This is a genomic window from Spongiactinospora gelatinilytica (assembly GCF_003236385.1).
GTDB classification, from domain to species: domain Bacteria; phylum Actinomycetota; class Actinomycetes; order Streptosporangiales; family Streptosporangiaceae; genus Spongiactinospora; species Spongiactinospora gelatinilytica.
In genome coordinates this window covers 1-21,029 of sequence record NZ_POUA01000096.1, presented here as the reverse complement: position 1 = coordinate 21,029, position 21,029 = coordinate 1, and the positions used below count along the sequence as shown (strand labels likewise).

The following is a 21,029-nucleotide window of genomic DNA, read 5'->3' as shown; positions in this document are numbered from 1 at the left end:
GGTACCGGCTGGGGCGGGGTGCTCCGGCCGTCCTCCATCAGGCCCAGCAGCACCTGGCGGGCCGTCGGGCGCGGGCCCGGGTCCTTGGCCAGGCAGGCCACCACGAAGTCGCGCAGGCTGCCGCTCAGCGGCCCGATGTCGGGCTCGGCGTGCAGAATGCGGTTGATCACCGCGGGCAGCGGCTCGACGCCGAACGGCGGGCGTCCGTTGGCCGCGAACGCGATCGTGCACGCCCACGCGAACATGTCCATCGGCGGCCCCGCCGCATGCCCCGCCAACTGCTCCGGCGCCATGTACGCGGGTGTGCCCACCACCCGGCTGACCGTGGCCGCCGTCGCCTCCAGCGGCCGGGCGATGCCGAAGTCGATCACTCGCGGGCCGTCCGCGGCCAGCAGCACGTTGGCCGGCTTGAAGTCCCGGTGGACGACGCCCGCCGCGTGGACCGCGCCCAGCGCCGTCACGGTCGCCACGGCCAGCCGGTCGAGCGCGTGGCCGGTCAGCGGCCCCTGCTCGCGGATCACCTGCTGCAAGGAGGGCCCGTCCACGTACTCGCTGACCACGTACGGCGGGTCGGCCGTCGGGTCCGCGGTCAGCACCCTGGCCGTGCAGAACGGCGCCACCCGTTGCAGCGCGGTCAGCTCGCGCACGAAGTAGCGTCTGGCGTCGTGATCGTCGGCGAGGCCGGCGTGCAGCACCTTGACCGCCGCCCGCTCGCCGGACGGCGAGACGCCCAGGAACACCGTGCCCTGACCGCCCTCGCCGATCAGCCCTTGCAGCGCGTAACCGGCCACCTCGCGGGGGTCGTTCAATCGAAGAGGACGTAGCCGCACCGTAAGTCCTTCCGAGCTTCTGCCGCCGGGAGCGCTGGATTGGCACGATACAACGCCCGCCTGAATAGATTTCTGCGGGGAGGTCGTCACACTCTCGCCACGCGCTCCGTCATCGGTGGGAAAGCCAGCGACGATCCGAGAGGCCGGGCACCGATGCGACCACGTATGGAAAGCCCCGCGCCCCTTCTCCCCGGCGCCCTGACCGCCGTTCAGGACCTGCTCAAGAGCGCCAGGCGGGGCGGGGCGCCCGAGCGTACCCTGGAACTCGTCCATCTGCGGGCGAGCCAGATCAACGGTTGCGGCTTCTGCGTTCACCTGGGCGCCCGGGAGGCCGAGCGGGCGGGTGAGACCGACGAACGCCTGTGGGCCGTCGCGGCGTGGCGGGAAGCGCCGTTCTTCACCGACGCCGAACGGGCCGCTCTGGCACTGGCCGAGGCCGCCACAAGGCTGAGCGACAAGGCCGATCCGGTGCCGGACGAGATCTGGAACGCCATGACCGAGCACTACGACGAAAAGCAGATCGCGTCCATCACCATGATGATCGCCGTCACCAACCTGTTCAACTGCCTGAACGTCACCACAAAGCAGGTCGCGGGCACCTGGGGGTGACGGAGGCTTCTTGTCTAGTTGGCCGCGGGTGGGGGGTCTTCCAGGCACGCGGTCGCGCACGGGTGCCGGATCTCCGGCGCCCGTGCCGCGGCCGTCCGCGCGACCTGGCCGGTCAGGGCGGCGGCCAGGTCGAGCGGGCCCTCGCAGGTCAGCACGGAGGCGACGCCTTGTTCCCGGTGCTGCGGAGTCGGCGGCGTACGGCGGGCGGCGTGCCAGTAGCCGTCCACGATTTCGATGCGCCAGTCGGAAAAGGTGCTCCGGAGTGCTTTGAGATGAGCACGGTCCCGGGCGGTCATGTCATCCACGAGTTCTCCTGAAAACGGGTCGTGCGGGGTGTGTCCCGGCGAATACCGAGGGGGCGTATCCGGCATCGGCGTGTCGTGCCCGCCGTACGGTCTCGCGCTCGCCCCCGTGATGGACCTGTCATTACGCACACTCGGGACGGTAGGTTCCGGCCTTAATCCACGGCAACGATTATTCTCGCATATTCGAAATTATTCTCACGATGACGCCCCCCGAGAATTCTGTTCAGCCGAGCAGGCCGTCCAGCGCCCGGGCGATGAGCCGCCGCGCCTCGGGCCCGTAGCTCGCGTGGGCCGCCAACTGGTCGAACACCTGGCCGTACAGCGTGATCTCCTGGGGCTGGGTGAGGGTCAGTTCCGCGCCCACCGTCTCGATCAGCACCCGCCGGTCGTCGAAAACCCAGAACCCGTGCTTGGGCGACTCGCTCAACTCCACCTCGAAACCGATGACGCCGACGCGGATCGTGCTCATCGCGCACAGCGCCATCAGCCGGTCGAGTTGCCCGGCCATCGCCTCCGCCGGGCACAGCCGATAGTGCAGCACGGCCTCCGTCATCACGAAATGCAAGCGCTTGCCCGGCCGATACAGAATCTCCTGGCGCTGCATGCGCGTGCGTACGCCCTCGTCCACGTCGTCGGGCAGGCCGTGCCGCGCGATGGACTGCGCGAGCAGGTGACGCGCGTAGTCCGGCGTCTGGAGCAGGCCGGGGATGATGGTGGTCTCGAACGCCCGGATGTGCGTCGCCGCGGCCTCCAGCGCGATGCTGGCCCGCTGCCGCGCCGACGTGCCGGTACCGAGCCGTCGCCGCCACTCGGCGTACATGGTCTCCAGCACTTCCAGCCGCGCGAGGATCGGCTCGGCCGCCTTCTCCTCCCCGGCCGCCCGGGTCCAGGCCACGATGTCGGCCCGGGTCGGCGTCTGCCGCCCGTTCTCGATCTTGCTGACCTTGGACTGCGGCCAGCCGAGCACTTCGGCGAGCGCGGTGCCGGTGAGCCCGGCGTCCTGCCGGAGTTCGCGCAGCCGCCGCCCGATGGCCGTACGCGCCTCTTGTACCTGCGCCACGTCGTAGGGCTCTACCGGCCGGCGTCATGGTCGTCGGCAGGGGTGCCGATGGGAAACCGCAGCCTCATGCTCCGAGTTCTCCCTGTATTCGCGAATGGCAGGCACCCCGATCCTGTTCGGGGAACGGTGCCGCGTCAAGGCCTGGCCGGGGTGGGCCGGTACGACGGGGGTCACTCATCGCGCAGCTTCGAGAGGTGGTCATCGTACGCGCGTTCGTATGCGGCGGGGTCCCACCGGCTCCAGCCGGGACGCCGGCGATCGAGGTCATTCGTGGCATAGACGTACAGCACGTCATAAGCGGTCACGTCGATCCGCGTGAGATCGTCCCTCTTCTTGTCCCTTTTCTCGATCAGTGAGGTGAGCCGGAACGGCTTCCGGTTGTTGTCGAGCTTCATCGAGGTCCGCACGCCGTTCACGAGCACGTCCATCTTGAACGTGAACTCACAGAAGTGCTCGGCCGTGGTGGGGACCAGCACGAGCGTGACGTCCTCGTTTCTGACCAGGGAGATCGTCTTCTGGGTGAAATGGTCTCCCCTCGGGTCCCAGCCCTTCGGGAGTTGCGCTCTGGGGTCGGCGGAGTCCAGGTCGAATCCCCGCCTGATGATGTCGTCGTCGGCCCCGCCGGCACTTCTGTAGAAGAGCGTCCCGTGGAGAGGCGGCCCGCACTTGGCGACCGCCGCCATGTTGATGATCCGTACTTTGTGGTCGCTGTTGCCGCGTAGGACGACCTTGATGATGCCGTCTTCGGCGACCCCGTTCCGCCGGAACCACGCCTCGGACTCCGCCTCCGGCATGTCGTCGAGTTTCTTAGGCGTGGCGGCGTCCAGATGGACGGGGGTCGGCAGGACCCGCGTCGTCTCTTTGAGATCCGGGTCGGTGACCTCCGTGGAGACGTAGTCGTGGACGTTTCTCCTGCCTGCGGGAACTACCCACGCTAAACGGGGGTCTTCTTCCACCATTCGATCAGCGCCGCCGGGTCGGGACCGTCGGCGATTATCGCGAAGGGCACCCCGTTGGCGTCCACGAACGCGTCGTTCTCGAAGGACCATGCCAGGCGGTAGGCGGGCCCCGCCCTGCGGCACAGGAGACGCCCTATCGGAACACCCTCCGAGCTCGTCCAGCCGACCAGAGAATTGAAGCCCTCCTTCTTTGCGCAGTCACCCTTTCCCGAGTCGTCCACCCCGGCGGACTGGGCTGCCAGGAAGGCATCAAGAGCCGAGGAGTCGGCAAAGGTGATCGCGTACGCGCTCGTGGCGGGCCGCCCGGTGATCACCTCACACCGGAGAACCGACCGCGCGCGAACCTGCCCCTCGGGCCAGGTCGCCTTGGCGCAGTTCTGCAGCCAGGTGATGGTCTTGCGTCCCGGTCCGAAGCCGGTGATGCGCTTCGAGAGCAGCCGATCATCACCGGTCAGCGGGGGCGGAGGCGTGGTCACCGACGCCTGCACGGGCGGCGGCTCCGGCCGGGGGTTGGTGGCGACATCCGGGCTCGTCCGCCCCCGGGAGGCGATCAGGGCGCCGGAGAGCACCACCGCGAGGACCGCCACCCCCGCCAGCAACGGCACCCACACGCCCCACGACCGCTTTTTCGGTTCCTCTGAATCCGCCTGGGAATCACTGTCGGGCCCATGCCGATGTACGCCGCCGAGTGCCCCGGCCAGCCCGTCGCGCTCCTCCACACCCGGTGGAACGGCGGCCAGCGCCCGGACCAGGCGGCCTGTTCTGCTGTCGGCCCTCAGCATCGGACCCCACTCACTTCCGAAGCTCCGGCGAGGTCGATTTCAAGGGCTCCACCTGCATCAACTGACCGCTTTCCGAGGGAGTGGCGGGCGCCTCGCCAACGGGAATGAGCTGAAACAAACGCGCGACGATGAACGGCGCGGCGGCCCCGCAAACGAACAACCCGAACTCCGTGGGCATCTGCCCCGAAACGCCGAGCGGCGTGGCCAGCCCGCCACCCGCGAACAGGCGTAAGCACACCGCGAAGACGACCGCCGGCCGGTCTTCTTTCGTGGCCCATGGCCACCGCCAGGTCCGGCGACGCCCTGCGGGACGCATCAACGCGGTCAGCGTCAACGCCTCCGCGACAGCGCTGCCAAGGAATCCCCACAGAGCGGCGTCCAACGCAGTCATGCATCCGACAGTACCGGCCGGTGGACCTGGAGTCAGTAGCCATATCGTTTTTCCCGCAGCCGGATTGAATCGCACATGCCGGCGACGGCAGGTGCCACCTCATCGGACATAACAGGCCAGGCCGACCACCTCTCCATTGCCCTGGACTTCGCGGTCGAAATCGATGCGGCCTTTCCGTGGGGGTGTTCCGGCGACGACCCGAAGCCCCATTGAGAGCGAGCCGCAACCGTGGCGGCGACGAGCTCGGGGCCGCTCGGCTCCAGGTGCGGCCCCCGCGCACTCCACGGCCGCCGTCCCCGCCCGGCAAGAGTGCCCGGACGCCATCGCGTTAGCAGCGAAAACGGCTTCGGCACCAGGTATTTTTACATGCTCGGCCGATCGGTGAGCAGTATCACTTAATCAAGGGATCACCTTCTCGGGACGGCATCTTTCTCAGCGGCGTTCATATCCGCAGTTTATGGCTGGGAGTAACGATGGCCGCCCCCGTTCTTTTTCTGCATGGTTTCTGGCACGGTAGTCGGTGCTGGATTGGCGGAGGGACAAGGCGTGGCGGACAACCGCCGGCGGCACTTCCTTCCCGGCGGTGCGGTCGATGCCTCCAAGGCCGCCTCAATGGTGACGTTCGAGGATGCGCTGAGTCGTGTGCTGCGGGAGCAGTTCGGCACCGAAGTGACGGTCGGCCCGCTCATTCACATCGACCGGACCGGGGATCTCGATGGGTACGTGTTCGTGACCCATATCGCAATTCCGGGGCCCAAGGGGCGCGGCTGTACGGCATCGAACTCACCCCCGCCGCCATCAATGCCGCCGACTTCACGCCCAAAGGGATCGGTTTGTTCCTCGCCGGTCACCTTCGCCATGGCCGTTCCCCATGGGCCCTGCCTGACCTGCGCTCGCAGCCCCCGGCGAAACAGCGCCACGCGGATAAGTGACTCATCGCAGAAGAGGGGTGTGGTCAGCCGGGGTCCGTTGGCTTTCGAGGTCGCCCGCACGGATTTTCGTGCTCTGTCGCGCTCCTGTCCGAGCGTGACGAGGTCTTCGAGACGAAGCCGATCGCGTTCGCACTCCGCGACATCGTTCCCGGCACCGAGCTCGCATCCGCCGCTCGGCCCGGCATCGGTGCCGCGATCTGGCTCCACGCCACAGACGTCCAAGCCATTCACGATGCTCTGGTCGCCGACGGTCACACCATCGTCTCCGCACCGATCGACGGCCCCTTCGGCCGGACATTCACCTTCGCCGACCCCGACGGCTACCAGATCACCCTCCACGATCGCGCCTGACAGGCCAAAGGATCGGATAGAGGTCGAGGTCTCCGAAGAAAAGAGGTTCCTGCACCGCCCGTCCAGAAGACCTCGACGTGTCCGGCGCTTGCGTCGATGGAGAAGCCGATCGGCTCCCTCGGCGCCGACGTCCCGGCTGCCCGGCCGCCCTCGCCGAGCCCATCACGCTCGGCTGTAGGTCCCGGCTCAAAACCGGCGGCTTCAGGACTGTCATCGGCGAGGTGGCATTCATGGCCCGCGCACGTCGTTCATGGCATCCGGCCAGGCGTTCGTCCACTCGATACGCCCGTGCCTTTCGGACGACCGCACCGGCCTTGCCGTGCCGGCGTCGTAGCGAGGGGCGGGCCGGCGGTTCACCGAGCCGGGTGGGCGTCCGGTTCGCGGGCATCGCCGACGTGCGACGGTTCGTGCTGGTGACCGTCGGCGTGGGCATGTGCCTGGGGTCGCTGAGCCTGTTCATGGTCGCGTTCGCCGAGCGACACGCGCAACTCGCGGCAGTCGCCTGGGCCGAGGCCGCACTCGCCGCCGGAAGCGCCGTCGGCGGGCTGACCTATGGTGCCGTGTCATGGCGGCTCAAGCTGGAAAGCCGGCTGCCCTTACTGGCCACGGGGTTGGCGCTGTCTCTGGCCGCCGCCGGATTCGCCCCGGACATCGGCGTACTGTCGGTGCTGGGCGGCATCGCCGGGTTGTTCTTGGCCCCTGCCCTGACCACGGCCTACATGCTGGCGGACGAAGCGGCGGCCGCCGGTGCCAAGACACAGGCCAGTGCGTGGGTCAACACGGCGTTCAACACCGGAAGCGCCGCCGGCTCCGCTTACGCGGGGCTGCTCATCGAACGTCTGGCGCTGGTCGCCTGCTTCGCGATCGGCGCCCTGCCGCCCGTCCTCGGCGCACTGGCGGGACACCCGCCCACACCGCACAGGCCCCCGCAAGGCACCTGACCGCGCCGCACACCCGCACAAGCCCGGCCCGCGCGGATCCCCCCGGTTACTTGGACTTGAGGTAGTCGCGGTTCATCTGGGCGATGGTGCTCAGCGGAATGCCCTTCGGGCAGACCGCCGTGCATTCGCCCGTGTTCGTGCAGCCCCCGAAGCCCTCCAGGTCCATCTGGTCGACCATGGCCTTGGCCCGCTTGTCGCGTTCCGGCTGCCCCTGGGGCAGCAGCCCCAGGTGGGTGATCTTCGCCGCCGTGAACAGCGAGGCCGAGCCGTTCGGACAGGCCGCCACGCAGGCGCCGCAGCCGATGCAGGTGGCGGCGTCGAACGCCGAGTCCGCGTCGTCCTTCTTGACCGGGATCGCGTGCGCGTCCGGCGCCGACCCCGCGGGCACCGAGATGAACCCGCCCGCCTGGATGATCCGGTCGAACGCGGACCGGTCCACCACCAGGTCCTTCACCACCGGGAACGGCGCGGCCCGCCACGGTTCGATGGTGACGGTGTCGCCGTCCTTGAAGTGCCGCATGTGGAGCTGGCAGGTCGTCGTGGCACGCTGCTCCCCGTGCGCGACCCCGTTGATGACCATGCCGCACATGCCGCAGATGCCCTCGCGGCAGTCGTGGTCGAACGCGACCGGGTCGCCGCCTTCCAGGATCAGCCGCTCGTTCAGGACGTCGAGCATTTCCAGGAACGACATGTCCGGAGAGACGTCCTTGACCTCATACGTCACCATCCGCCCCTGGTCCGAGGGGCCGTCCTGGCGCCAGACCTTCAGGGTCAGGTTCACTTGTAGCTCCGCTGGGTCATCTTCACGTACTCGTACTTGAGGTCTTCACGGTGCAGCACCGGCCCGCCCTCGGGGCGGTACTCCCAGGCCGCGACGTACGCGAAGTCCTCGTCGTCGCGCAGCGCCTCACCGTCCGCGTCCTGGGACTCGGCGCGGAAGTGCCCGCCGCAGGACTCGCTGCGATGCAGGGCGTCGATGCACATCAGTTCGGCCAGGTCGAAGAAGTCGGCGACCCGCCCGGCACGTTCCAGTGCCTGGTTCAGTTCCTCGGCCTGCCCGGACACCTTGACGTTCTGCCAGAACTCCGCCCGCAGCTCCGGAATCCGCGCCAGCGCCTTGCGCAGCGACTCTTCGGTGCGTTCCATGCCGCAGTAGTCCCACATGAGCTTGCCCAGCTCGCGGTGGTAGGAGTCGGCGGTGCGCGTGCCGTTCACCGACAGCAGCTTCTGGATCTTGTTGCGGACCCCGTTCTCGGCCTCGGCCACGGCCTCCTGGTCCACCTCCCCGTACGGCCCGCCCGCCAGGTAGTCGCCGAGCGTGGTGGGCAGCACGAAGTATCCGTCGGCGAGTCCCTGCATCAGCGCGGACGCGCCCAGCCGGTTGGCCCCGTGGTCGGAGAAGTTGGCCTCGCCGACCACGAACAGGCCCGGGATCGTGGACTGGAGGTCGTAGTCCACCCACAGCCCGCCCATCGTGTAGTGGACGGCGGGGTAGATCCGCATCGGCCGGCTGTAGGGGTCCTCGCCGGTGATGCGCTCGTACATCTCGAACAGGTTCCCGTACTTCTTCTCCACCGCGTCGCGGCCCAGCCGGGCGATGGCGTCGGCGAAGTCCAGGTACACGCCGAGTCCGCCGGGGCCGACGCCGCGGCCCTCGTCGCAGACGTTCTTGGCGGCGCGGGAGGCGATGTCCCGGGGGACGAGGTTTCCGAAGGCCGGATAAATCCGCTCAAGGTAGTAGTCGCGCTCGGCCTCGGGGATGTCCCCCGGCTCCCGCGTGTCGCCGGCCTTGACCGGCACCCACACCCGGCCGTCGTTGCGCAGCGACTCCGACATCAGCGTCAGCTTGGACTGGTACTCCCCACTGACCGGGATGCACGTCGGGTGGATCTGCGTGTAGCAGGGGTTGCCGAAGTAGGCCCCGCGTTGGTGCGCCCGCCAGATCGCCGTCGTGTTGCAGCCCTTGGCGTTGGTGGACAGGAAGAACACGTTTCCGTAGCCGCCGGTGGCCAGGACCACCGCGTCCGCCAGGTGCGTCTCGATCTCGCCGGTCACCATGTCCCTGACCACCACGCCCCGGGCGCGGCCGTCCGACACGATCAGGTCCAGCATCTCGTGCCGCGCGTGCATGGTCACCGTGCCCGCCGCGATCTGGCGCTCCAGCGCCTGGTAGGCGCCGAGCAGCAACTGCTGGCCGGTCTGGCCGCGCGCGTAGAAGGTACGCGAGACCTGGGCGCCGCCGAAGGAGCGGGTGTCGAGCAGCCCGCCGTACTCCCGGGCGAACGGCACCCCCTGCGCGACCGCCTGGTCGATGATGTTCACGCTGACCTCGGCCAGCCGGTAGACGTTCGACTCGCGGGCCCGGAAGTCGCCGCCCTTGACCGTGTCGTAGAACAGCCGGTAGATGCTGTCGCCGTCGCCCCGGTAGTTCTTCGCGGCGTTGATCCCGCCCTGCGCGGCGATCGAGTGCGCCCGGCGCGGCGAGTCCTGGTAACAGAAGGACGTGACCTTGTAGCCCAGTTCGCCCAGCGTCGCGGCGGCCGAGCCGCCGGCCAGGCCGGTGCCGACCACGATGACGTGCAGCTTGCGCTTGTTGGCGGGGTTGACGAGTTTGGCGGAGAAACGCCGCTTGCTCCAGCGTTCCTCGATCGGCCCCTCGGGTGTCTTGGTGTCCCGGATGGGCTCGCCGACGGTGTGGGTCACTTGACCAGTCCGATCGTGATCGACAGCGGGACGGAGAGGAAGCCGAGCACCAGCAGCGCCGACAGGCCGGCGGCGGCCAGCTTCACCGGGCGCTCCCTGCGCCCCCCGGCCAGACCCAGCGTCTGGAAGGCGCTCCACAGGCCGTGCCGCAGGTGCAGGCCGACCAGCAGCAGCGCGACCACGTAGAACAGGGTGACCGGCCAGCGTCCGGGCGCGAAGCCCTCGACCATGCGCTGGTACGGCTCGCCGTTCGGACCGGCGGGGTTCACCGCGGCGAAGGTCAGGTCCAGCAGGTGCCAGATGATGAACAGCAGGATGATGACGCCGCCGTAGCGCATGGTCTTGACGGCGTACCCGGACGCCTGCGACTTCGGCCGGGCCGCGTACTTGACCGGCCTGGCCTTGGCGGCCCGCCTGGCCAGCGACACCGCCGACCACATGTGCAGCACGACCGACACCGACAGGACCACCTCGACCAGGGTGAGCACGGTACGGTGCGGCACCAGCGGATGGCCTATCTCGCGCAGGAAGGCCGCGTACTCGTTGAAGTCGGCCGCCCCGAAGAAGATCTTCAGGTTCCCGGCCATGTGCGCGATCAGGTAGAGCACCATGACGGCGCCGGTGACCGCCATCACGACCTTCTTGCCGTTGGAGGAGCGGAAGAACCCGCCCTTGTGGTTCCGAGCGGCCGTCGGCGGCCGGGGCTGCTCGTGGGAGGCGACTGGCGCGGTGGCCGCACCGCGCTCGATCGTGGCTGTCACGGCATCGACGTTACGAATCACCCGTGCTGGGCGTCCAAGTCGGCAACTGCCTGGTTTCCATAGCCAGCAGCTATTCACTCTGCGTCCGCGCGGGTGGCGGTGCGCGCAGGCAGGCGTACTGCGACCAAACTCACACCGCATGAAGCCGCCCGAATCGATAGCCCTACGCTATTGAACGTGCAGCTTCAACAGCTCGCCTACTTCGTGGCCGTGGCGGAGGCCAGGCATTTCACGCATGCCGCCGAGCGCATGCGCGTGGCCCAGCCGTCGCTGAGCAAGCAGGTGCGGGCGCTGGAGGAGGAGCTGGGCGCGCCGCTGCTCAACCGCGCCCGCGGCAACGTCACGCTGACCCCCGCGGGCGAGGCGCTGCTGCCGCTGGCCCGCCGCATGCTGGCCGACGCCGACACCGCCCGCCGCGAGGTCGCCGAGCTGGCCGGCCTGCGCCGCGGGCGGGTACGCCTGGGCGCCACGCCGTCACTGTGCGCGGGGCTGCTGGCCGACGCCCTGGCCAGATTCCACATCGACTATCCCGGCGTCGAGCTGCTGGTGGAGGAGGGCGGCTCGCGCGACCTGGTGAGGGACCTCGCCAGGGGCCAGCTCGACCTGGCATTGATCATCCTCCCGCTGCACAGCAGCGACCCGTCTCTGGTCACCGAGGAAATCCTCAGCGAAAATCTGGTGGTGGCCTCTCCGTCGCACGCCCCGCCGTCGCGCAGGCACCACCTGCGGATCGAAGATCTCCGCGGCCGGCCGATGGTGATGTTCCGGCGCGGCTACGACCTTCGGGAAGCGACGCTCAGCGCGTGCAGGCAGGCGGGTTTCGAGCCCCGGTTCTCCGTCGAAGGCGGTGAGATGGACGCCGTGCTCAGGTTCGTCGAGGCGGGGCTGGGCATCGCGGTGGTGCCCTCGATGGTGCTGGACGCCCGCCCCGGGCTCACCGGCACCCCGCTGGTGCCGCCGGGCCTGCACCGCACCATCGCGCTCTCTCATCGCAAGGACGTCGAACCGATCCGCGCCGCGCAGGCGTTTCGCGCGACGCTGCTCCGGTTCCTCACCGAGGCCGCGCAGGACGGCAGCCTTCCCCAGGGAGTTGAGTTGGCCGGCCGGTTGGCATAGGCCGGTCCCGAACCCACGAGGTGTCCGTGATCTCGCTGCCCCCCGGTACGGCCGCCGCAGGCGAGCCACCCGAACGGCATATCAGCCCACAGAAGGAGGAACCAGACCCGCTCACGCTGCTACTGATCGAGGACGACCCGGCGGACGCGTACCTGGTCCAGGAACTGCTGGGCGCCACCCGCACACCGCCCAAGATCCTCTGGGCCCAGACCCTGGCCGACGGCCTGAGCAGGCTCTCCCCCGAGATCCACTGCGTGCTGGTCGATCTGTCCATGCCCGACGCGACCGGCCTTGAGGCGCCGCAGCAGGTCATCGCCGACGCCCCGTACGCGGCCGTGCTGGTGCTGACCGGGCTCGACGACGCCTCGGCGGGCGCCGCCGCGGTGGCCGCCGGCGCCCAGGACTACCTGGTCAAGGGCCAGGTGGACACCCGCACTCTGGACCGGGCCGTCCGCTACGCGGTGGAGCGCAAACACGCCGTGCTGACCACCCAGCGGCTGCGCGAGGCCGAGCGGGTGGCCGAGGAGAACGCCCGGCTGGAACACGGGCTGCTGCCGGTGGCGCTGCTGCGCACCGGCGAGCTGGACCACCAGACCCGCTACCTGCCCGGACGGCAGGAGGCCCTGCTGGCCGGCGACTTCTACGACACCGTGCAGAGCGTGGACGGCGCGGTCAACATCCTGATCGGCGACGTCAGCGGGCACGGCCCGGACGAGGCGGCGCTCGGCGTGGCGCTGCGGATCGCCTGGCGCACGCTGGTGCTGGCCGGGCACACCGGTAGCGGCATGCTGCGCATTCTGGACGCGCTGCTGCGCCAGGAGCGCAACGCCCCGGAGATCTTCACCACCGTCTGCGTGGTGACCATCGCCCCGGCCCTGGACTCCGCGCAGATGTGGGTGGCCGGGCATCCGCCGCCGCTGGTGCTGCGCGGCGGGTCGATCGAATTCGTGGCCGGCACGCCGTCCGGGCCGCCGCTCGGGATCTTCCCCGACACCGAGTGGCCCGCGATCGAGGTGGCGCTGGGCGCGGAGTGGGCGATGCTGCTCTACACCGACGGGCTGATCGAGGCGTCGGTGGGCGGCGCGCTGCTCGGCCTGGAGGGGCTGTTGCGGGTGGTCCGCGAGCACGGCGGGTTCGACCTGGACCGGATCGTCGGCGAGGTCACCGGGCGGCACAAGTACGCCCTCAGTGACGATCTGGCGCTGGTGCTGGTCCGCCGCCCTCCGGCGGAACGATGACCGCCCGCTCACCGGCCGGCCGGCTCGCCGGACACACGATCGGGCGGCTGCTGCTGCTCACCGCCGCGCTCATGGGGGTGCTGCTGGTGGCGGGGGCGGCGCTCACCTCTATCGCGCTCGGCGACGGACGCCAGGCCAGGCACACGATCCTGGACGTGATCGACCCGGCGATCCTGCGCACGATGGACCTCGCCACCGCGCAGGGCGCGCAGCGGGCCGCCATCGCGGCCCACCGCGCCGAGCCGGACGCGGGGCACCTCACCGCCTACCGGGCGGCGATGGCCGCCGAGCGCGCCGCCTCCGGCGAGATCGCCCGGCTGGTGGCCGGGCAGGAGTTCGGCGAGCCGGTGACCGCGGTGCTCGCCCGCCTCGGCGCGGCCTCCGAGCGGTGGCGGGCCGAGTACGCCGACCCGGTCGCCGCGGGCGCGTCCGGCGACGAGCGCGCGGGCGAGGTACGGCAGGCCGCGGTCCACACCGAGCTGACCGCGCTGCGGCAGCGGCTGGCCGACGTTCACCGGACGGGCGGGGCGGCGGTCAATGACGGCGCCGGCAAGGTCTACGTGGCGCTCGCGATCTGGACGGGCCTGCTGGTGGCCGCGCTCGCCGGGCTGGCCGTGGTGTTGCGCATGGCGGTGCTGCGGCCGGTCAACGACCTGGCGGCGCAGGTCGGCACGGTCGCCTCCGGCGACTTCGACCACCGGGTGCGGGTCCGCGGCCCGGCCGAGCTGGCCGCGCTCGCCGCCGACGTGGACGACATGCGCGAGCGCATCCTGGCCGAGTGGCGCATCGCGCAGGACGCCCGGCGCAGGCTGGAGGACCAGGCCGCCGAGCTGCGCAGGTCCAACGGCGAGCTGGAGCAGTTCGCCTACGTGGCGAGCCACGACCTTCAGGAGCCGCTGCGCAAGGTGGCCGGCTTCACCCAGATGCTGGAACAGCGCTACGCGGCCGACCTGGACGACCGGGCCCGGCAGTACATCGCCTACGCCGTGGACGGCGCCAAGCGCATGCAGAAGCTGATCAACGACCTGCTCGACTTCTCCCGCGTCGGCAAGGCCGGCGGCGCCCTGGAGATGACCGACTCCGGCGAGGCCCTGCGGTCCGCGCTGCGCGACCTGGCCGCCGCGGTCGAGGAGTCGGAGGCGCGGATCGAGTACGGCGCGCTGCCGCGCGTCTACGCGAGCGGGCCGCTGCTCGCCAGGCTCTGGCAGAATGTGCTGAGCAATGCGGTGAAGTTCCGCTCGGCCGAGCGGCCGCACATCCGGATCAGCGCCGTGCGCGACGGGGAGATGTGGGTGTTCTCCTGCTCCGACAACGGGATCGGGATCGATCCCCGGCACACCGACCGGATCTTCCTGATCTTCCAGCGGCTGCACTCACGCGAGGCGTATCCGGGCACGGGCATCGGCCTGGCGATGGCCAAGAAGATCGTCGAGTATCTGAGCGGCCGGATCTGGGTAGAGCACGGAGACACGGAGACCCCCGGCACGACGTTCCGGTGGACCGTTCGCGCGGACCCACCGGGCGACCCTCTCCCCGGATCAGGAGCCGACGATGGCTGACTTCTACCCGATCGAGGTCCTGCTGGTCGAGGACGACCCCGGCGATGTGCTGCTGACCAGGGAGGCGTTCGACTACAACAAGCTGCGGAACCGGCTGCACGTGGTGGAGGACGGCGAGGACGCCGTGGCCTTCATGCGCCGGGAGGGCCCCTACGCCGACGCCCCGCGTCCCGACCTGGTGCTGCTCGACCTCAACCTGCCCCGCATGGACGGGCACGAGGTGCTCGCCGTCGTCAAGCAGGACACCGAGCTGCGCAGCATCCCGATTGTGGTACTGACCACATCCGAGGCGGAGGAGGACATCCTACGGAGCTACCATCTGCATGCAAACGCATACGTGTCCAAGCCAGTGGACTTTGCGCGATTTATCCAGGTAGTGCGGCAGATCGACGACTTTTTCGTAACAGTGGGGAAACTCGCCCGTCCCGGACTCCACTCCTGACACTTCAGACGGGATCATTGACCGGCTACGTGACAGGAATCACACCAGGACCGCGAAAAAGTGAGTGACCCGGCTCACACAAGCTGATCTGGTGGTCGTAACGTATCTGCCACCAAGGCGTGCCGCTGCGTGTGCCTTGTCCCTGCCACGAGTCGTGCGCGCACGAACGAACGAGACCCGGACCCCGCCGGCGAGGTCCGCGGGACATGGAGAGGTCACTGATGACCCAGACAACGGCCGAGAGCCCGGCCAGGAGACAACGCGCGCAGCTCAAGGCGCGCACGCTGCGCACGGACCGATGGTGGCTGGCCCCAGTGCTCACCTTCGCCGCCCTCGCGTCCTTCCTCGTGTACGGCTTCTGGGCGATGTTCGACCCCAGCTACTACATCGCGCCGTACGTCGCCCCGTTCTCCGCACCCTGTTTGCTGGAGGTGTGCCCGGAGGGCGCGCGGGTGTTCGGGTTCGCACCGATCGGCGACTGGTTCCCGCTGCCACCAGGTGTCCTCGTACTGGGACTGCCCGGTGGGTTCCGGTTGACCTGCTACTACTACCGCAAGTCCTACTACCGCTCGTTCTGGCTGTCACCGCCCGCCTGCTCGGTCGCCGAGCCGCACGGGAAGTACACCGGTGAGACCCGGCTGCCGCTGATCCTGCAGAACGTCCACCGCTACTTCTTCTACGGCTCGGTCCTGATCTCCGCGGTCCTCACCTACGAGGCCATCGTGGCCTTCCGCAACACGGACGGCGAATGGGGGCACATGGGCGTGGGGACGGTGATCCTCGCGGTCAACGCGGTCCTCATCTCGGCCTACACACTGTCCTGTCACTCCTGCCGGCACATCGTCGCCGGACGGCTCAACCACTTCTCCCGCCACCCGCTGCGGTACCGGTTCTGGGGCCTGGTCTCCAAGCTGAACGCCCGGCACATGCTGCTGGCCTGGGTGTCGATGTACACCGTGCTGTTCGCCGACCTCTACGTACGGCTCGTGGCGAAGGGCATCGTCACCGACATCACGTTCTTCTAGGAAGCCTGCTCAGGAAGCCCGTTAAGGAAGCCCAGATCATGGATATCGAACGTCACGAATTCGACGTCGTCGTCATCGGCGCCGGCGGAGCGGGGCTGCGGGCCGCCATCGAGGCGCGCCAGCAGGGCAAGAAGACCGCCATCGTGTGCAAGTCGCTGTTCGGCAAGGCGCACACCGTCATGGCCGAGGGCGGTGCGGCGGCCGCCATGGGCAACGTCAACCCGGCCGACAACTGGCAGGTCCACTTCCGCGACACCATGCGCGGCGGCAAGTTCCTGAACAACTGGCGGATGGCCGAGCTGCACGCCAAGGAGGCCCCCGACCGGGTGTGGGAGCTGGAGGCGTGGGGCGCGCTGTTCGACCGGACCAAGGACGGCAAGATCAGCCAGCGTAACTTCGGCGGGCACGAGTACCCGCGGCTGGCCCACGTCGGCGACCGTACCGGCCTGGAGATGATCCGCACCCTGCAACAGCGGGTCGTCGCCCTCCAGCAGGAGGACTACGCCGTCCACGGCGACTACGAGGCCTACATCAAGGTGTTCGCCGAGTGCACGGTCACCCGCCTGCTCAAGGACGACGCCGGCGCCATCGCCGGGACCTTCGGCTACCGGCGCGAGACCGGCCGGCTGATGCTGATCGAGGCCCCCGCGGTGGTGCTGGCCACCGGCGGCATCGGCAAGTCCTACGTGGTGACCTCCAACTCCTGGGAGTACACCGGCGACGGGCACGCGCTGGCGCTGCTGGCCGGGGCCAGGCTGATCAACATGGAGTTCATCCAGTTCCACCCGACCGGCATGGTCTGGCCGCCCTCGGTGCGCGGCATCCTGGTCACCGAGTCGGTCCGCGGCGACGGCGGGGTGCTGCGCAACTCCGAGGGCAAGCGGTTCATGTTCGACTACATCCCCGAGGTGTTCAAGGACAAGTACGCCACCACCGAGGAGGAGGCCGACCGCTGGTACACCGACCAGGCCGGCAACCGCCGCCCGCCCGAGCTGCTGCCCCGCGACGAGGTGGCCAGGGCGATCAACTCCGAGGTCAAGGCCGGGCGCGGCTCACCGCAGGGCGGCGTGTTCCTGGACGTCTCCAGCCGGCTGCCCGCCGAGGAGATCCGCCGCCGGCTGCCGTCGATGCACCACCAGTTCAAGGAGCTGGCCGACGTCGACATCACCGCCGAGCCCATGCAGGTGGGGCCGACGTGCCACTACGTGATGGGCGGCGTGGAGGTGGACGCCGACACCGCGGCGGCCTCCGTGCCGGGGCTGTTCGCGGCGGGCGAGGTGTCCGGCGGCATGCACGGCTCCAACCGGCTCGGCGGCAACTCGCTGTCGGACCTGCTGGTCTTCGGCCGCCGCGCGGGCGCCGGAGCCGCCGCCTACATCGACGGCCTTGAGCGGCGGCCGGCCGTACCGGACGACGCGGTGGCCGAGGCCCAGGCCGAGGTGCTGGCCCCGCTCGAACGCCCCGGCGAGAACCCCTACGAGGTCCACCACGAGCTCCAGCGGACGATGAACGAGCTGGTCGGGATCATCCGCAGGGCCGGGGAGATGGCCGAGGCCCTGGAGGCGGTGGAGAAGCTGCGCGAGCGCGCCAAGGGCGTCGGCGCGGCGGGCAGCCGCATCTACAACCCCGGCTGGCACCTGTGCCTGGACCTGCGCAACATGCTGCTGGTCAGCGAGTGCGTGGCGCGGGCCGCACTGGCCCGCCAGGAGAGCCGCGGCGGCCACACCCGCGACGACTACCCGGACATGACCGCCGACTGGCGGCGCCGGCTGCTGGTCTGCACGGCGGCGCCGGACGGCACGTCGGTGAACGTCCAGGAGCAGGTCCAACCGTCCATGCGGGCGGACCTGATCACCCTCTTCGAGCGCGGGGAGCTGAGCAAGTACCTCACGGACGAAGAGATGGCCGAGTACGACCTCGCGGTCAAGGAGTCATGATGAGCTACAAGGCCAAGTTCCGCATCTGGCGCGGTGAGGGCGGCGAAGGCCGGCTGGAGGACTTCACCGTCGAGGTGAACGAGGGCGAGGTCGTCCTCGACATCATCCACCGCCTCCAGGCCACCCAGGCGCCCGACCTCGCGGTCCGCTGGAACTGCAAGGCGGGCAAGTGCGGCTCGTGTTCCATGGAGATCAACGGCAAGCCCAAGCTGGGCTGTATGACCCGGATGTCCACCTTCGGGGAGGACGAGGTCATCACGGTCACCCCGATGCGCACCTTCCCGGTGATCAAGGACCTGGTCACCGACGTGTCCTTCAACTACCAGAAGGCCAGGGAGATCCCGTCCTTCACCCCGCCGTCGGACGTCCGGCCCGGCGAGTACCGGATGAAGCAGATCGACGTCGAGCGGTCCCAGGAGTTCCGCAAGTGCATCGAGTGCTTCATGTGCAACAACGTCTGCCACGTCATCCGTGACCACGACGAGAACAAGCAGGCGTTCGCCGGCCCGCGCTTCCTGATGCAGATCGCCGAACTCGACATGCACCCCTACGACGTCGCCGACCGCCAGGACTCCGCCCAGGACGAGCACGGGCTCGGCTACTGCAACATCACCAAGTGCTGCACCGAGGTCTGCCCGGAACACATCAAGATCACCGACAACGCGCTGATCCCCATGAAGGAACGCGTCGTCGACCGCCGCTACGACCCCCTGGTCTGGCTCGGCAACAAGATCTTCAAACGCTCCGCCGCCAAGTAGGGCGGGCATTCAAAAGGGCGGTGCCACCGTTGGGGGGGACCGCCCCTTTTGCGTGCGCTGCTTTGTGTGTGCCGCTGCGTGTGCGCTGCGAGGTTACGGCTTGCGGCGCTTGAAGAGGCCGCGTTTGGGGGCACCGCCCGGGCCCTCCTGGATCTCGGGCTTGGAGGCGGGGGGCTTGGCGTCGTCGTCCTGCTCGGGGAGCTCGGGCATGACGTAGACGGCCGTCGTGTCGGGCGTCGTGGGGGGCGGCTCGGGGCCGTAGCGCGGGGTGTCCGCGGGCAGGCGGTACGGCGGGAGCGCGGAGTCCTGCTCGGCCGGGGAGCCCGGGGAGCCCAGGGAGCCCGGGGAGAACCAGGTGGACGCGCTCTTGCCGCCCTCGCCCGGCTCCTTGAAGTCGTCGAAGCCGCCACGGTCGTGCGGGCCGCGCACCGCCCCGGCCGACGGGTCGGACGGAAGCTCGTCGGCGGGCTTGTCGGCGGGCTTGTCGGCGGGCTTGGCCTGCCCGGCGTCGGCCTCGGGGTGCAACTGGAGCACGGGCTGCTGGCCGTACGGCGGGACGGGCTGCTGCGGCACCGGCACGAAGCTCACTACGGTCGTGTAGGCCGGGCCGGCCGGGTAGCCGCCGGGGACGTAGTTGGCGACATAGCCCGGACCCGCCGGGTAGCCCGGATAGCCGGGGTAGGCCGCCGGGTCACCGGCCACGCCGGGGCCCGCCGTGCGGACGGCCGCGGCGTGCGCCATGCGGCGCAGCTTCTTCTCGTAGAACAGCACCGCGAACAGCGCGAGCAAGGTCAGGACCAGCGCCGGGATGCCGAGCTGGCGACTCAGCCTGACCCGGTCCGTCTCCGGGGTGCCCTCGTGCAACTCGACCGCGATCGCCTCGGTGGTCTGTGCCTGCGACACCATCGGCGCCGGGGTGGACGGCGGGGTGTTGAGCGGGGTGGCCGTGGCGGCGGGCAGTGAGAAGTACTGCCCCACCGACGGGTCGGGCACGTCGGCGGTCGCCGTATTGGCGGGGATCTCCGGGATTTCCTGGCTGGGCAGCGGTTGCGGCTGCGGCGCGGCAGTGGTCGGGTCGGGCGCGGGCGGCGGCGTCTTGACCGGTTTGGTGGGCTTGGGCTTCTTCGGCTTCTTCGGGGTGACCGTGACCGTCTCGGTGACCTCGACCGGGTCGGTGTCCTCCGGGGTGACGGTGACGGTGACCGTCACCTCCGGCTCAAGATCGGAGTTTTCGGGGACCTCGGGGCCCGCGTTTTCGGGCGGCTCCGGTTTCGTCGGCGAGGCGGCGACCACCGCTCGCGTACTGCCCGCGTCGGCGGCCGCGCTCGAACCGATCAGCGGAGCCGCCGCCAGCACTCCGGCACCGCACAGGCCGATCGTGACGACCAGCACGGACACGGCCTTGGCTCGCCCTTGTCGCGACACCCGTGTCCTCCCCGAACACTTCCAAGTCAAGGAAAACCCTAGATGGGTAAAACTAACAGCAAACCAGTGCGGGCAACACCGCTTTGCCGCCGATCCGACCGGCGGGCCGCACAATGGCGGCCGTCAATCCGGCTCGCCACGCCCCCTGCCACGGTCTCTTACCGCCGGCAGCGCCCACAACAGCCCGAGCAGCACGCCCACCGCGGCCAGTACGGCGGGCAGTCCGCGCAGCTCAGGGCGGGTGGCGTCGTCGCTCTTCGCCGCCGAGGCCACCGTGGTCAGCCGCATCGGCAGCGGCGGCGGGACCGGCGCGGGATCGGGCGCGTCGGCGACCACCGGCATCTGCGGCGGCTCCTGCACCGGCACCGGATCGGCCGACGGCGGGGCCTGAACCGGTGGGGTGGCGGGCTCCGCGGCACCGGGCCGCTTTTCGGCTGCTTTGCCGTCAGGCTTGTCATGACTTTTGTCGTCAGGTTTGCGGCTCTGCGTGGAATTCGGTTCGGCCCTTACTTCCCCATTGCGCGTATTTTCCGAGGGCTCTGCGGGTACGACGGCCGGAGTCCAGACACGCTCGATCAGCCGGTCGGGATCGCCCTGCCCGGAGGCCCCGGCGACAAGGTGGGCTCCTGCCTCGCTGAGGACCACGGTGGCGCTGCGGGCCGTCCAGCGGCCGTCGTACAGGAGGGTGTCGGCCCGTGCGGTGAGGCGGATCTCGCCGGGCTCCGCGGATCGCACCCACACGTCGGCGTGGCGGGACTCGGGGATGGCCCCGAAGGCGCACTCCCCCGGCTCCCCCTCCGTGGTGCGGGTGGGGCAGTCGACGATCGCGGCCCCGGGCGGATCGGTGACGACGCTCAGCCGCGCACCCGCCGCCGGGCCGCGCAACTCGACCCGCTGTCTCTTAT

General features: G+C 69.7%; 19 protein-coding genes and 2 pseudogenes. 10 read left to right on the top strand and 11 right to left on the bottom strand.

Annotated elements, in window-relative coordinates:
- Positions 1-809: serine/threonine-protein kinase (locus C1I98_RS14590; RefSeq protein ID WP_158558036.1), on the bottom strand; the 809-nt coding region annotated here is incomplete at its 3' end.
- A 186-nt stretch (positions 810-995) separates the two neighbouring features.
- Here C1I98_RS14590 and C1I98_RS14585 point away from each other — a divergent pair.
- Positions 996-1,439 (top strand): carboxymuconolactone decarboxylase family protein, encoded by a 444-nt coding sequence (locus tag C1I98_RS14585; RefSeq protein ID WP_233507868.1) that lies wholly within the window; start codon positions 996-998, stop codon positions 1,437-1,439.
- A gap of 14 nt (positions 1,440-1,453) precedes the next feature.
- On the opposite strand, the gene C1I98_RS14580 is transcribed toward C1I98_RS14585, so the two are convergent.
- The 5 genes from C1I98_RS14580 to C1I98_RS14560 all read right to left on the bottom strand — a co-directional run bounded on the left by C1I98_RS14580 (position 1,454) and on the right by C1I98_RS14560 (position 4,936).
- A complete protein-coding gene (locus C1I98_RS14580) occupies positions 1,454-1,744 on the bottom strand; it encodes a hypothetical protein (RefSeq protein ID WP_111167711.1) in 291 nt (96 codons plus the stop codon).
- Positions 1,745-1,967: 223 nt separating this feature from the next.
- Positions 1,968-2,804: a helix-turn-helix domain-containing protein gene (locus C1I98_RS14575; RefSeq protein ID WP_111167710.1), complete on the bottom strand. Its 837-nt coding sequence runs from the start codon at positions 2,802-2,804 to the stop codon at positions 1,968-1,970.
- Positions 2,805-2,974: 170 nt separating this feature from the next.
- The gene (locus tag C1I98_RS14570; protein ID WP_146607438.1) at positions 2,975-3,763 is read right to left on the bottom strand and encodes a hypothetical protein; all 789 of its coding nucleotides are present in this window, start codon (positions 3,761-3,763) and stop codon (positions 2,975-2,977) included.
- Positions 3,739-4,545 (bottom strand): hypothetical protein, encoded by an 807-nt coding sequence (locus C1I98_RS14565; protein WP_146607437.1) that lies wholly within the window; start codon positions 4,543-4,545, stop codon positions 3,739-3,741. Before C1I98_RS14565 ends, C1I98_RS14570 begins: the two co-directional genes overlap by 25 nt.
- A gap of 10 nt (positions 4,546-4,555) precedes the next feature.
- Positions 4,556-4,936 (bottom strand): hypothetical protein, encoded by a 381-nt coding sequence (locus tag C1I98_RS14560; RefSeq protein ID WP_146607436.1) that lies wholly within the window; start codon positions 4,934-4,936, stop codon positions 4,556-4,558.
- A 1,034-nt stretch (positions 4,937-5,970) separates the two neighbouring features.
- Between C1I98_RS14560 and C1I98_RS14555 the strand changes: the two are divergent.
- Both C1I98_RS14555 and C1I98_RS14550 read left to right on the top strand, forming a co-directional pair.
- Positions 5,971-6,219, top strand: a pseudogene (locus tag C1I98_RS14555) (VOC family protein); the annotation flags it as partial.
- Between the two features lie 365 nt (positions 6,220-6,584).
- On the top strand, positions 6,585-7,160 hold the full coding sequence (locus C1I98_RS14550; RefSeq protein WP_111167706.1) for an MFS transporter: 576 nt from the start codon (positions 6,585-6,587) through the stop codon (positions 7,158-7,160).
- 46 nt (positions 7,161-7,206) lie between these two features.
- Here C1I98_RS14550 and C1I98_RS14545 read toward each other — a convergent pair whose 3' ends face one another.
- The 3 genes from C1I98_RS14545 to C1I98_RS14535 are packed head-to-tail and all read right to left on the bottom strand — an operon-like array spanning position 7,207 to position 10,624.
- Positions 7,207-7,941, bottom strand: coding sequence for a succinate dehydrogenase/fumarate reductase iron-sulfur subunit (locus C1I98_RS14545; protein ID WP_111167705.1), 735 nt, complete (start codon positions 7,939-7,941; stop codon positions 7,207-7,209).
- Positions 7,938-9,863 (bottom strand): fumarate reductase/succinate dehydrogenase flavoprotein subunit, encoded by a 1,926-nt coding sequence (locus C1I98_RS14540; protein ID WP_111167704.1) that lies wholly within the window; start codon positions 9,861-9,863, stop codon positions 7,938-7,940. Before C1I98_RS14540 ends, C1I98_RS14545 begins: the two co-directional genes overlap by 4 nt.
- Entirely contained in the window at positions 9,860-10,624 is a 765-nt protein-coding gene (locus C1I98_RS14535; protein WP_267898047.1) for a succinate dehydrogenase cytochrome b subunit, read from the bottom strand. The genes C1I98_RS14540 and C1I98_RS14535 overlap by 4 nt, the downstream gene beginning before the upstream one ends.
- Positions 10,625-10,801: 177 nt before the next feature.
- Between C1I98_RS14535 and C1I98_RS14530 the strand changes: the two genes are divergently transcribed.
- The 7 genes from C1I98_RS14530 (at position 10,802) to C1I98_RS14500 (ending at position 18,699) form a co-directional block, all read left to right on the top strand.
- Positions 10,802-11,740 carry a LysR family transcriptional regulator gene (locus tag C1I98_RS14530; protein ID WP_111167716.1) on the top strand — a complete coding sequence of 313 codons (939 nt, stop codon included), beginning with the start codon at positions 10,802-10,804 and terminating at the stop codon, positions 11,738-11,740.
- Between the two features lie 26 nt (positions 11,741-11,766).
- Complete coding sequence (locus tag C1I98_RS14525) at positions 11,767-12,978, top strand: PP2C family protein-serine/threonine phosphatase (RefSeq protein WP_233507867.1); 1,212 nt, start codon at positions 11,767-11,769, stop codon at positions 12,976-12,978.
- The gene (locus tag C1I98_RS14520; protein WP_111167702.1) at positions 12,975-14,537 is read left to right on the top strand and encodes a sensor histidine kinase; all 1,563 of its coding nucleotides are present in this window, start codon (positions 12,975-12,977) and stop codon (positions 14,535-14,537) included. The genes C1I98_RS14525 and C1I98_RS14520 overlap by 4 nt, the downstream gene beginning before the upstream one ends.
- Positions 14,530-14,979 carry a response regulator gene (locus C1I98_RS14515; protein ID WP_111167701.1) on the top strand — a complete coding sequence of 150 codons (450 nt, stop codon included), beginning with the start codon at positions 14,530-14,532 and terminating at the stop codon, positions 14,977-14,979. The genes C1I98_RS14520 and C1I98_RS14515 overlap by 8 nt, the downstream gene beginning before the upstream one ends.
- 221 nt (positions 14,980-15,200) lie before the next feature.
- A complete protein-coding gene (gene sdhC / locus C1I98_RS14510; protein ID WP_111167714.1) occupies positions 15,201-16,004 on the top strand; it encodes a succinate dehydrogenase subunit SdhC in 804 nt (267 codons plus the stop codon).
- Between the two features lie 38 nt (positions 16,005-16,042).
- On the top strand, positions 16,043-17,941 hold the full coding sequence (locus tag C1I98_RS14505) for a fumarate reductase/succinate dehydrogenase flavoprotein subunit (RefSeq protein WP_199536952.1): 1,899 nt from the start codon (positions 16,043-16,045) through the stop codon (positions 17,939-17,941).
- Positions 17,941-18,699 carry a succinate dehydrogenase/fumarate reductase iron-sulfur subunit gene (locus C1I98_RS14500; RefSeq protein WP_111167700.1) on the top strand — a complete coding sequence of 253 codons (759 nt, stop codon included), beginning with the start codon at positions 17,941-17,943 and terminating at the stop codon, positions 18,697-18,699. The genes C1I98_RS14505 and C1I98_RS14500 overlap by 1 nt, the downstream gene beginning before the upstream one ends.
- 93 nt (positions 18,700-18,792) lie before the next feature.
- Here C1I98_RS14500 and C1I98_RS14495 read toward each other — a convergent pair whose 3' ends face one another.
- Together C1I98_RS14495 and C1I98_RS41385 are read right to left on the bottom strand one after the other, a co-directional pair.
- Positions 18,793-20,124, bottom strand: coding sequence for a hypothetical protein (locus C1I98_RS14495; RefSeq protein ID WP_146607435.1), 1,332 nt, complete (start codon positions 20,122-20,124; stop codon positions 18,793-18,795).
- 123 nt (positions 20,125-20,247) lie between these two features.
- Positions 20,248-21,029 (bottom strand): annotated as a pseudogene (locus tag C1I98_RS41385) (hypothetical protein); the annotation flags it as partial.